Below are 12,332 nucleotides of genomic sequence, written 5' to 3'. Positions count from 1 at the left end.
ACTCCAGGCATGAAGCAGACGAGCCGGTATCCGATGCGGCGCGTGATCGTGGCCGGGGCGCTGCTCATCGCCTTCGTCGCGGTGTTCGTCGTGAAGCTCGTCGAGATCCAGGTGGTCCGCGCCGACGAGTACAACGCCGAGGCCGAGCAGGTGCGCAGCGACTCGCGCACCGTCTACGGTGCGCGCGGAGACATCGTCGACCGCAACGGCACCGTGCTCGCCGACTCGGTCATGCGATACGACATCACGCTCTCGCCGAAGCAGGCGAAGGCGCGCGAAGCCGAGGACCCCGGGCAGCTCGCGAAGAACGCGGCCGATCTCGGCGCGGCGCTCGGCATCCCGGCCGCGCAGATCACCGCGGTGGTCGAGCAGAGCCTCGCCGAGGACGCCGACTCCGACTTCGCGTACCTCGCGAAGCAGGTCGACGTCGCCGCCTACGATCGGGTCAGTGCGCTCAAGGTGCCCTGGGTGTACTCGCAGGAGCATCCCGGACGGACCTATCCGAACGGCGCGGTGGCCGGCAACCTGCTCGGCTGGGTCAACGACGACGGCGAGCCGGCGGGCGGCCTCGAGGCGGCGCAGGACCAGTGCCTCGCCGGCGTCGACGGCACGGTCACCTCGCTGCACTCCCTGAAGGACTGGGTGGACATCCCGGGCACGGAGCGCACCGTGAAGGAGGCGCAGCCGGGCGGCACCGTGCAGCTCACGATCGACGCGGACCTGCAGTGGGAGGTGCAGCGCATCCTCGCCGCGCGGGTGGCCGAGGTCGGCGCCGAGTGGGGCATGGTCACCGTCATGAACGCGAAGACGGGTGAGCTGCTGGCCGTCGCCGACGTGCCCACCGTCGACCCCAACGACCCGGGTGCGACGGATGCCGAGGACCGCGGCTCGCGCTCCTTCTCCGCCCCGTTCGAGCCCGGCTCGACCTTCAAGGCGCTGACCGCCGCGTCCGTGATCGACGCGGGGCAGGCAGACCCCACGAGCGGAGTCGTGGCCCCGTACCGGATCACTCCGGGCAACGCCGACATCAACGACTCCGACTACCACGACGACGAGCGACTCACCCTCACCGGCGTGCTCATCGACTCCTCGAACACCGGCATGTCGCAGTTCGGCGAGCGGGTGAGCGACGAGCAGCGCTACCAGGACATGCTCGACTTCGGACTCGGCACCGAGAGCGAGGTCGGCTTTCCGGCCGAGGCATCCGGCGACCTGAACGGCGGGCCGGACTACTGGGCCACCGACGACCAGACGAAGTACGCGACGATGTTCGGCCAGGGTCTCACGACGACGGCGATCCAGGTGGCGAGCTCGTATCAGGCGCTCGCGAACCACGGCGTGCGGATGCCGGTGCAGCTCGTGCAGGGCTGCGCGGACGCGGACGGCACGGTCACCGGCAAGCCCGATCAGACGCCCCGCGAGGTGGTCTCTGCCAAGGCGGCCGACGAGACGACCGCCATGCTCGAGCGGGTGTACCTCGAGGGCTGGTTGGCGGACCAGTGGAACATCCCGGGCTACCGGGTCGCGGCGAAGACGGGCACCGCGCAGGTCGCGGACGGTCAGGGCGGGTACCGCAGCGAGTACCTCGTCTCGGTCTCGGGGTACGCGCCGGCCGACGACCCCCAGTACGTCGTTTCGGTGAGCATCTTCGATGCGGTTAAGATGAACTCGTCCGCCGCATCCGCTCCCGTCTTCCGAGACGTGATGAGCCAGGTGCTGAAGAAGTATCGGACGGTTCCATCCGGCGCCCCGGCGCCCGAACTGCCAGCAAGCTGGTGAGAAAGTTGGATTCGTGACCGGCACGCCTCCCACGGCACTCCGGCCGCAGCACCCGAATCCCAGATCGCTCCGCGAGCTCGCGGAGGAGTTCGATCTGGTGGTGCGCGGCGATCTCGACGGACTCGAGGTGACCGGCGTGGCCCTCTCCAGCCGCGCGGTGCAGCCGGGCGATCTCTACGTCGGCGTGCCCGGGCGCAACGCGCACGGCGCCGACTACGCCGCGGATGCGGCCGCCCGCGGGGCGGTCGCGGTCCTGACCGACGCCGACGGCGCCGAGCGCGCGGCGCGCGCCGAGCTGCCCGTGCTCGTGGTCGACGACGCGCGGGCGGCGCTCGGCGAGGTCGCGGCCTGGATCCACGGCACGGCCGACAACCCGGCGACCCTCTTCGGCGTGACGGGCACCAACGGCAAGACGAGCGTCGTCTACCTGCTCGACGGCATCCTCCGCCAGCTCGGCGTCGTCTCGGGCCTCACGTCCACCGCCGAGCGCCGCATCGGCGACGAGGCGGTCGTGAGCTCGCTCACCACCCCCGAGGCGAGCGAACTTCACGCGCTCCTCGCCCGCGCCGAGGAGCTGGGCGCCAGCGCCTTCGGCATCGAGGTCTCCGCTCAGGCGCTCAGCCGTCACCGTGTCGACGGCCTCGTCTTCGATGTCGTCGGCTTCACGAACCTGAGCCACGACCACCTCGACGACTATGCGTCGATGGACGAGTACTTCGCGGCGAAGCTGGCCCTCTTCCAGCCCGACCGCGCTCGGCGCGGGGTCGTCACGGTCGACTCCGAGTGGGGTCGTCGGCTCGCACGCGAGTCCGGCGTCCCGGTCACGACGCTGACGACGAGCCCCGATGTCGAGGCGGAGTGGCGGATGACCGTCGGCGAGGAGCTGGCGGCGAGCACGTCGTTCGTGCTCGAAGGGCCAGCGGGTCGGCTCGAGACGTCCGTGCCCATCGTCGGCTGGTACATGGCGGCGAACGCCGCGCTCGCGATCGTGATGCTCGTCGAGGCGGGCTACGCCTTCGACGAGATCGCCACAGCACTCGACCGCGACGGCGGCATCAGTGCGTACATCCCCGGTCGAGCTGAGCGCATCTCGGGCGAGCAGGGGCCGCTCGTCTACGTCGACTACGGTCACAGCCCGGACGCGTTCTTGCAGACCCTCGGCGCCATCCGCCGATTCACCCCGGGCCGTCTCGTGATGGTCTTCGGCGCCGACGGCGACCGCGACACGACGAAGCGCGCCGAGATGGGCGCGATCGCCGCACGCGGCGCCGATGCGCTCGTGATCACTGATTTCCACCCCCGCTGGGAGGACCCCGCGGCCATCCGCACCGCGCTCATCGCCGGCGCCCTCGAGGCCGTGCCCGGCCGCGAGATCCACGAGATCGCCGACCCGCGAGCCGCGTTCCGCACGGCGCTCGGGCTCGTCGGCGAGGGCGACGCCATCCTCTACGCCGGACCCGGGCACGAGGACTACCACGAAGTGAAGGGCGAGAAGATCCCGTACTCCGCCAGAGACGATGCCAGAGCGGCGCTCCGCGAAGCGGGGTGGCCGGCGTGATCGCGTTGAGCCTTGCCGAGATCGCCGCGGCGGTCGAGGGAGAACTCCGCCTGCCCGCACACGGGGCCTCCGCCGAGGACCGTGTCGACGGGTCGGTCACCACCGACTCGCGCGAAGTCGTCGCGGGCGGCGTGTTCGTGGCCAAGCGCGGCGAGTTCGACGACGGGCACCGCTTCGTGCCCGCGGCCGTCGACTCCGGCGCGGCACTGCTCATCGTCGAGGAGGCGCAGCCGGTCGAGGTGCCGCAGATCCTCGTCGACGACTCGGTCGAGGCGCTCGGCCGCCTGGCCACGGAGGTCGTCGCGCGTGTGCGTGCGCTCGGGCGTCTCCGCATCGTCGGCGTGACGGGCTCGAACGGCAAGACGACGACGAAGAACCTGCTGCGCACGGTGCTCGAGCGGGTCGGGGAGACGGTCGCCGCACGGAAGTCCTTCAACAACGAGGTCGGCGCGCCGATCACGATGCTCGAGCTCACCGAGTCGACCGAGTTCCTCGTCGCCGAGATGGGCGCCTCCGGGATCGGCGAGATCGCACGGCTGATCCGGATGGCTCGCCCGGACGTCGGCATCGTCCTGAAGGTCGGCCTCGCGCACGCCGGCGAGTTCGGCGGCATCGAGCAGACCGTCCGCGCGAAGAGCGAGATGGTCACCGAGCTGCTCGACACGGATGTCGCGGTGCTGAACGCCGACGACCCGCGCGTCGCGCCGATGGCGGAGCTCACCCGCGCCCGCGTGGTCCGCTTCGGGCTGGGCGACGACGCCGACGTCCGAGCGAGCGACATCCGCGTGCACGCCCGCGGGACCGACTTCACCGTCACCGTGCCTGGTGGCGAGTCCGCGACAGTCGCCTTCGGGGTGCTCGGCGAGCATCACATCATGAACGCCCTCGCTGCGATCGCCGCCGCGCGGGAGCTCGGGGTGCCGCTCGACGGCATCGTCGCCGCGCTGGAATCCGTCACGCTGGCCGAGCACGGCCGCATGGAGGTGCTCGGCGGCCGCGACGAGATCACGGTCATCAACGACGCGTACAACGCGAGCCCGGACTCGATGTCGGCCGCGCTGAAGACGCTCGCCCAGGTCAAGCGCGACGGCGCTCGCACCTTCGCCGTGCTCGGCGAGATGAGCGAGCTCGGGGAGTTCTCCGGCGACGAGCACGACCGGATCGGCCTGCTCGCGGTGCGGCTCGGCATCTCCCAGCTCGTGGTCGTCGGCCAGGGTGCCAGGCGGCTGCACATCTCGGCCATCAACGAAGGCTCGTGGGACGGCGAGTCCGCCTTCGTGGAGACGCAGGACGAGGCCTTCGAGCTCGTCACGGCGCAGGCGCGCCCCGGGGACACGATCCTCGTGAAATCTTCGAACTCCGCGGGGCTGCGACACCTCGGCGACCGATTGGGAGAATGGTTCTCGTGAGAGCACTACTGACTGCCGGGGCGTTGTCGCTCGCGTTCACGCTCTTTCTGACGCCGGTGTTCATCCGGTTGTTCGTCCGCCTGGGGTGGGGGCAGTTCATCCGTGATGATGGGCCGCAGTCGCATCATGTGAAGCGGGGCACGCCCACGATGGGTGGGATCATCTTCATCCTGGGCACCTTGTTCGGGTATTTCGGGGCGACGCTGATCAATGGTGAGGGTGCGACGGCGTCGGCGCTGCTGGTGCTGTTCATGATGGTCGGGCTCGGTGTGGTCGGGTTCATCGATGATTTCTTGAAGACGCGGAAGAAGCAGAGCCTGGGCCTTGGCGGGTGGGCGAAGGTCGCCGGGCAGGTCGTGGTGGCGGGCACGTTCGCGTTGTTGGCGTTGCAGTTCCCGAATGCGCAGGGCACGACGCCGGCGGATACGAAGATCTCGTTCATCCGGGATCTGCCGTTGGACTTCATGGTGTTCGGCACGATCGCCGGGACGATCCTGTACGTGATCTGGATCTGTCTGATCTCCACGGCTGCGTCGAACGGGGTGAACGTGACCGACGGGCTCGACGGGCTCGCCGGCGGGGCGTCGATCCTCGCGATCGGGTCGTTCGTCGTGATCGGGTTCTGGCAGTTCAACCAGGCCTGCTCGAACCCGAACCTCAACCAGGCCGACGCCTACCGCTGCTACGAGGTCCGTGACCCCCTCGACCTCGCGATCGTCGCGACGGCGATCGTGGGCGGCCTCATCGGGTTCCTGTGGTGGAACACGAACCCGGCGAAGATCTACATGGGCGACACGGGGTCGCTCGCGCTCGGTGGTGCGCTGGCGGCGCTGGCGATCGTGAGCCGCACCGAGCTGCTGCTGGTGCTGATCGGCGGGCTGTTCGTGATCGAGACGGGGTCGGTGATCGTGCAGCGGGCGTACTTCAAGCTCACCCACGGCAAGCGGATCTTCCTGATGAGTCCGATCCATCACCACTTCGAGTTGAAGGGGTGGGCCGAGGTCACCATCGTGGTGCGGTTCTGGATCATCGGCGGCCTCCTCGTCGCTGCCGGCGTCGGCAGCTTCTACCTCGAATGGCTCCAGAGCTGATGGTGATCCCTGCCGCTGAACGACTCGCCGGGCTGACCAGCTGGCACGCCGACTGGAGCGGCCTGCGGGTCGCGGTCCTCGGGCTCGGCGTCACCGGCTTCGCCGTGGCCGACACCCTCACCGAGCTCGGAGCGGAGGTGCTCGTGCTCGCCCCAGCGCGCGACGACGATCGCGCCCGTATCCTCGAGGTGATCGGCGCCCGGCTCGTCACCGATCCGCTCGAGACGGTGCCCGCCGAGCTCGCCGAGTTTTCGCCCGAGCTCCTGGTCGCCTCGCCCGGGTTCCACCCGGACCATCCCGTGCTCGAGTGGGCCGGGGCCGAGGGCGTCCCGGTCTGGGGCGACATCGAACTGGCCTGGCGCGTCCGAGACAAGGTCGAGGCCGCCGAGTGGATCCTCGTCACCGGCACGAACGGCAAGACGACGACCACGCAGCTGACGGCCACGTTCCTCGCCGCGAACGGGCTGCGCGCGGCGCCGTGCGGCAATATCGGCGTGCCCGTGCTCGACGCCGTGCGCGACCCGCAGGGCTTCGACGTCCTCGTGGTCGAGCTGTCGAGCTACCAGCTGCACCACGTGCCCACCGCCGGCCCCGGCGCGCTGCACCCGCTCGCGAGCGTCTGCCTGAACCTCGCCGACGACCACCTCGACTGGCACGGCTCCTTCGCGGGCTACCGGGACGCGAAGGCCAAGGTCTACGCGAACACCAGGATCGCCTGCGTCTACAACCGCGCCGACGAGGCGACCCGGCTCATGGTCGAGGAGGCGGAGGTCGAGGAGGGCGCACGCGCCATCGGCTTCGGGCTCGACGTGCCCGGGCCGAGCGACTTCGGCGTCGTCGAGGGGATCCTCTGCGACCGCGCGTTCCTCGACGACCGCCGCAGCACGGCGCTCGAGATCATCACGGTCGCCGAGCTCGAGCCCCGCGGCCTCGACGCCCCGCACATCGTGCAGAACATCCTCGCCGCCGCGGCGCTCGCGCGCGCTGCGGGCGTCCCGGTCGGCATCATTCACGACGCGCTGGGGGAGTTCCGGCTCGACGCGCACCGCATCGAGACCGTGGCGATCGCCGGAGGCGTGCGGTGGATCGACGACTCCAAGGCGACCAACCCGCACGCGGCGCAGGCCTCGTTGAAGGCCTTCGGCCGTGTGGTCTGGATCGTGGGCGGCCTGCTCAAGGGCGTCGATGCGGACTCGCTCGTCGCGGCGCACGTCGGCCGGCTCCGCGCCGCGATCGTGATCGGTGCGGCCCGCGACGAGCTCGTCTCGGCGTTCCGCCGACACGCGCCCGAACTGCCGCTCTTCGAGGTCGTCGCGCCGGACACTGAGAACGTGATGCCCGAGGCGGTCGCGTTGGCGGCCTCGGTGGCCGAGCAGGGCGACACCGTGCTGCTCGCGCCGGCGGCGGCGTCGATGGACCAGTTCACCGACTACGCGGACCGCGGTCGCAGGTTCCACGAAGCGGTCAGAGCGATGCTGGGAGGTGAGGCGGATGCCGATGGCACCCCAGCCGACCCCCGAGCCGACGAGGACTGAACCGGCCAGCACCGAGGCCTCGGCCGAGCCGCGCGGGATGGCGGCCGCCCGGATCCGCTTCGGGCGGGTGCTGCGGGTCGAGTCCGGCGACTTCTACCTGCTGCTCGGCACGACGCTCTTCCTCGTCGTCTTCGGCCTGGTCATGGTGCTCTCCTCCTCGGTGGTGGAGTCGCGCATCGAGGACGGCGGCGCCTTCGTGCAGATCGGCCGGCAGGCCGCCTTCGCGGCAGTGGGCGTGCCCGTCATGCTGCTCGCGAGCCGGATGCCGCAGCGGGTGTGGATGCTGCTCGCCTGGCCGGCGCTGGCCTTCTCCTGCCTCATGCAGCTGCTCGTCGTGGCGACGCCGCTCGGCGTCGAGATCGGCGGCAACACGAACTGGATCTCGTTCGGCGGCTTCCAGTTCCAGCCCTCGGAGATGATCAAGGTCTCGATGGTGATGTGGCTCGGCCTCATCGTGACGAAGAAGCAGGCGCAGCTCGGCGACTTCGTGCACGGCGTGCTGCCGATCCTGCTCGTCGGCGGCGGCTCCATCGGCCTCGTGCTGCTCGGCGGCGACCTCGGCACCGTCATGATCATGGGCGCCATGCTGATCGGGGCGCTCTTCCTCGTCGGCATCCGGATCCGCCTGCTCATCGGCCCGGTGCTCGTCGCCGCCCTGCTCTTCGTGATCGTCGCCTTCTCGAGCGAGAACCGCATGAAGCGCATCATGAGCTTCGTGCAGGAGAGCTGCACGAAGGTCGACGTGGACGCGTGCTGGCAGATCCAGCACGGCACCTTCGCCCTCGCCAACGGCGGCGTCTTCGGCGTCGGCCTCGGCAACTCGGCGGCGAAGTGGTCGTGGCTGCCCGCGGCGGCGAACGACTTCATCTTCGCGATCATCGGCGAGGAGCTCGGCCTGATCGGCGCGATCGTCGTGATCGCCATGTTCGTACTGCTCGCGATCGCCTTCGCACGGGTGCTGCGGGGGGCCCGCACGCCCTTCGGCAAGGCGGCGACCGCATCGGTCATGGTGTGGGTCATCGTGCAGGCGTGTGTCAATATCGGTGTCGTGCTCCGCGTCTTCCCGGTCCTCGGCGTCCCCCTTCCGCTCGTCTCCGCTGGAGGCACGGCCCTCCTCACGACGCTCTTCGCGATCGGCATCGTGCTGTCGGTCGCGCGGAACCCCGACGGCGGCGGCAGCGGCCGCTGGCTGCGCCTCGGCGCCCCGGCGGCGGCGGGTGCCGTGCGATGACCGTCTACCTCCTCGCCGGCGGAGGCACCGCCGGGCACGTGAACCCCCTGCTCGCCGTCGCCGACCGACTGCGCGAACGCGAGCCCGACTCGGTCGTGCTCGTGCTCGGTACCGCGGAGGGCCTCGAGTCCCGCCTCGTCCCGCAGCGCGGCTACCGCCTGCTCACGATCCCGAAGGTGCCGTTCCCGCGGCGCCCGAACGGGGCGGCGCTGCGCTTCCCCCGCGCGTTCGGCCGCTCGATCGGCATCGTGCGCGAACTCATCGCCGAGCACGGCGTCGACGTCGTCGTCGGCTTCGGCGGCTACGTCTCGACGCCCGCGTACCTCGCGGCGCGGCGCGCGGGCGTGCCGGTCGTCATCCACGAGGCGAACGCCCGTCCCGGCCTCGCCAACCGCCTCGGCGCGCGCTGGGCCGCCGGCGTCGGCGTGGCCTTCGCCGGCACGCCGCTGCGCGGCGCGCAGGTGGTCGGCATGCCGCTCCGCCGCGAGATCGAGCGGCTCGACCGCGCGGCCTCGCGAGCCGAGGCGGCCGAGTACTTCGAGCTGGATGCCGCGTCGCCGGTGCTGCTCGCCACGGGCGGCTCGCTCGGCGCGCGCCGGATCAACGGCACGATGGTCGACTCCGCCCGGCGGATCGTCGACGCGGGCTGGCAGGTGCTGCACATCGCGGGCGGCACCGCCGAGGCGAGCGACCCCGGCGTCGAGGGCTACCGCTTCGTCTCCTATGCGGACCGGATGGAGCTCGCGCTCGCGCTCGCGGACTTCGCGGTGTCGCGCGCGGGTGCGGCGACCGTCAGCGAGCTCTCGGCGCTCGGCATCCCGGCCGTGTACGTGCCGTACCCCGTGGGCAACGGCGAGCAGCGCTTCAACGCGGCCGGCGTGGTCGCGGCGGGCGGCGGGATCCTCGTCGACGACGCGCAGTTCACCCCGGAGTGGTTCGCCGCCGAGGTGCTGCCGCTCCTCGCCGATCGCGACCGCATCGGGGAGATGGGCCGGCTCGCGCTCGGCACGGGCTTCCGCGACGGCACCGAGCGCTTCGTCGCGCTCATCGACGCGGCGCTCGACCCGCACGCCTGAGCCGCACCGCGCCGGAAGGCGCGTAACGTGGAAGGGGAGCATCGCGCTCCCGAGCAACACCGACCAGCGAGGAAGAGCCACCCGACGTGACGATCAAGCCCGACCCCTCCACCGAGATCCCCGCCGAGCTCGGCAACGTGCACTTCGTCGGCATCGGCGGCTCCGGCATGAGCGGTATCGCGCGACTCGTGCTCGGCGACGGGCACCGCGTGACCGGTTCCGACGTGCGGGACTCGGCGAACGTGCAGGCGCTGCGCGAGCTCGGCGCGGAGATCGCCATCGGGCACGACGCGGCCAACCTCCCCGACGACGTCGACACCGTCGTCGTGACCGGCGCGCTGTGGCAGGACAACCCCGAGTACCGGCTCGCGCTCGAGCGCGGGGTGCCGGTGCTGCACCGCTCGCAGGCGCTCGCGGCGCTCATCGGCGGGCGGCGGCTCGTCTCCGTCGCGGGCGCGCACGGCAAGACGACCTCGACGGGCATGATCGTCACCGGCCTGCTGGCGCTCGGCGCCCGGCCGAACTTCGTGAACGGCGGCGTCATCGAGGGGCTCGGCGTGAGCGCGGCCGCGGGCGACGGCGAGCTGTTCGTCGTCGAGGCTGACGAGTCCGACGGCTCCTTCCTGCTCTACGACACCTCGGTCGCGCTCATCACGAACGTCGACCCCGACCACCTCGACCACTACGGCTCGCGCGAGGCCTTCGAGCAGGCGTTCGTCGACTTCGCCGACCGGGCGCGCGAGCTCGTCGTGATCTCCTCGGACGACGCCGGCGCGCTCCGCGTGACCGAGCGGCTCTCGCACGCGAACATCGTGAGCTTCGGCGAGGCCGAGGGGGCGACGGTCCGGGTGCACTCGATCGAGACCGACGGCCCGGTCGCCTTCGCACTGAGCTACCAGGGCGCCGAGTACCGGGCCAGGCTGCGCGTCCCCGGCCGGCACAACGCGATCAACGCCGCCGGTGCGTTCGCGGTGCTCGTCGGCCTCGGCTTCGATCCGCAGCTCGCACTCGACGGGATCGCCGGCTTCGCCGGGACCGGCCGGCGATTCGAGCTGCACGGCACGGTCGGCGGGGTCAGCGTGTACGACGACTACGCCCACCACCCGACCGAGGTCGCCGCGGCGCTCGCGGCCGCGCGCACGGTCGTGGGCGAGGGGCGGATCATCGCGGTGCACCAGCCGCACACCTACAGCCGCACGCAGGCGTTCGCGAAGGAGTTCGCCGAGGTGCTCGAGCGGTACGCCGACGAGACCGTCGTGCTCGACGTCTACGGAGCCAGGGAGGACCCGGTGCCCGGCGTGACCGGCGCGCTCGTGAGCGAGCGCTTCGACGACGCCGAGCGGGTGGCGTTCATCGCCGACTGGCAGGAGGCCGCCGACCACACGGCGCAGATCGCGCGCGACGGCGACTTCGTGATCACCCTCGGGTGCGGCGACGTCTACCGCATCGTCCCGCAGCTGCTCGCCTCGCTCGAGCGGCAGCGCGGGTGAGCTCGGGGCTCGTGTGAAGCGGCCGCAGGGGTTCGACGGGCCGCGCGCGCCGCGCCCCGGTCGTGACCGGCCCGCTCCGAGCGAGCCGACGGAAGCCGCGCCCGTCCCGCTCCGCCGGGGCGGCGTCGCCGAGCGCATCGAGCCGGATGCAGTCACCGCACCGGTGCCCGTCGTCGGCGGCGATCCGTACGCGACGGTGCCGCTCGGCACCGCTCCGCTCGTCGCGCCGCTGACCCCGGATCCCGTGGAGCGCGGTGACGGCGACTCGTCAGCACCCGCGCCCGATCGTCCGTCGTCCGCCGCCTCGGCCGCGGCGGAGGCCCGGGCGGCGCGGAAGGCCTTGGCCGCGGCCGAGCGCGCGCGGCGTAGCTACGAGCGTCGCGAGGTCCGCCGCTTCACGGCGCACACGCGTCGTCGTCGGCGGGCGTGGCTCATCGGGATCGGCGCCGCGGCGCTGTTCGTCGGCGGGGTGCTCGCGATCGCGTACTCGCCGGCCATGGCGCTGCGCGAGGTACGGGTCGAGGGCGCCTCCCGGATCCCGCCGGAGCAGATCCAGGCGGCCTTCGACGGCGAGCTGGGCACGCCGCTGCCGCTCATCGGCTCCGGCGAGGTGAACACGGCGCTCCGCGCCTTCCCGCTCATCGAGACCTACTCGACCGAGCTGGTGCCGCCCGGCACGCTCATCGTCCGCATCGCCGAGCGCACGCCGGTGGGCGTGGTGCAGGGGGCCGAGGGGCTCGAGCTCGTCGACGCGGCCGGCGTCGTCATCGACCGCCCCGCCGAACGTCCGGAGGGGCAGCCGCTGATCGAGGCCGGCGCGACGAACGGGGCCGGGTTCCGCGCGGCGGCCGGCGTCGTGCGCTCGCTGCCCGACGACATCCGGACCCAGCTCGTGCGGGTCACCGCCGAGACGGCGGACGACGTCCGTCTCGAGCTCTCGAGCGGCGCCTCGGTCGTGTGGGGGAGCGCGGAGGACTCGGCGCTGAAGGCGGTCGTGCTCGCCGGGCTCATGAAGAACGCCGCTCCGGACTCGGTCGGCCTGTACGACGTCTCGGCCCCGACGAGCCCGGTCACCGACTGATCCCGCCCCGACGGTGCCGATTCGGTGTTCAGGAGCACGAATCGGGCCATCCGTTCGCGACACGCGGAGTGTCGTCGTCGCC

9 protein-coding genes are annotated in these 12,332 nt (G+C 71.6%); all 9 read left to right on the top strand.

Annotation, left to right across the window (positions count from 1 at the left end; all coding sequences use genetic code 11):
* Positions 1-9 precede the first annotated feature (9 nt).
* Entirely contained in the window at positions 10-1,779 is a 1,770-nt protein-coding gene (locus tag MTP13_RS15230; RefSeq protein ID WP_243568530.1) for a peptidoglycan D,D-transpeptidase FtsI family protein, read from the top strand.
* 13 nt (positions 1,780-1,792) lie between these two features.
* Positions 1,793-3,337, top strand: coding sequence for a Mur ligase family protein (locus tag MTP13_RS15225; protein WP_243568529.1), 1,545 nt, complete (start codon positions 1,793-1,795; stop codon positions 3,335-3,337).
* Positions 3,334-4,746 (top strand): UDP-N-acetylmuramoyl-tripeptide--D-alanyl-D-alanine ligase, encoded by a 1,413-nt coding sequence (locus MTP13_RS15220; protein WP_243570856.1) that lies wholly within the window; start codon positions 3,334-3,336, stop codon positions 4,744-4,746. The genes MTP13_RS15225 and MTP13_RS15220 overlap by 4 nt, the downstream gene beginning before the upstream one ends.
* Complete coding sequence (gene mraY / locus MTP13_RS15215) at positions 4,743-5,837, top strand: phospho-N-acetylmuramoyl-pentapeptide-transferase (RefSeq protein ID WP_243569863.1); 1,095 nt, start codon at positions 4,743-4,745, stop codon at positions 5,835-5,837. The genes MTP13_RS15220 and mraY overlap by 4 nt, the downstream gene beginning before the upstream one ends.
* A complete protein-coding gene (murD, locus tag MTP13_RS15210) occupies positions 5,837-7,372 on the top strand; it encodes a UDP-N-acetylmuramoyl-L-alanine--D-glutamate ligase (RefSeq protein ID WP_243568528.1) in 1,536 nt (511 codons plus the stop codon). The genes mraY and murD overlap by 1 nt, the downstream gene beginning before the upstream one ends.
* On the top strand, positions 7,329-8,603 hold the full coding sequence (gene ftsW / locus MTP13_RS15205; protein ID WP_243568527.1) for a putative lipid II flippase FtsW: 1,275 nt from the start codon (positions 7,329-7,331) through the stop codon (positions 8,601-8,603). Before murD ends, ftsW begins: the two co-directional genes overlap by 44 nt.
* Entirely contained in the window at positions 8,600-9,679 is a 1,080-nt protein-coding gene (locus tag MTP13_RS15200; protein ID WP_243568526.1) for a UDP-N-acetylglucosamine--N-acetylmuramyl-(pentapeptide) pyrophosphoryl-undecaprenol N-acetylglucosamine transferase, read from the top strand. Before ftsW ends, MTP13_RS15200 begins: the two co-directional genes overlap by 4 nt.
* A gap of 86 nt (positions 9,680-9,765) precedes the next feature.
* Positions 9,766-11,169: a UDP-N-acetylmuramate--L-alanine ligase gene (gene murC, locus MTP13_RS15195; protein WP_243568525.1), complete on the top strand. Its 1,404-nt coding sequence runs from the start codon at positions 9,766-9,768 to the stop codon at positions 11,167-11,169.
* A 13-nt stretch (positions 11,170-11,182) separates the two neighbouring features.
* Positions 11,183-12,250: a cell division protein FtsQ/DivIB gene (locus MTP13_RS15190; RefSeq protein ID WP_243568524.1), complete on the top strand. Its 1,068-nt coding sequence runs from the start codon at positions 11,183-11,185 to the stop codon at positions 12,248-12,250.
* Positions 12,251-12,332 lie beyond the last annotated feature (82 nt).

This window comes from Agromyces soli (genome assembly GCF_022811605.1).
GTDB lineage: Bacteria > Actinomycetota > Actinomycetes > Actinomycetales > Microbacteriaceae > Agromyces > Agromyces soli.
Note: the sequence above shows the minus strand (reverse complement) of the source record. Positions and strands in the feature narration are given on the sequence as shown.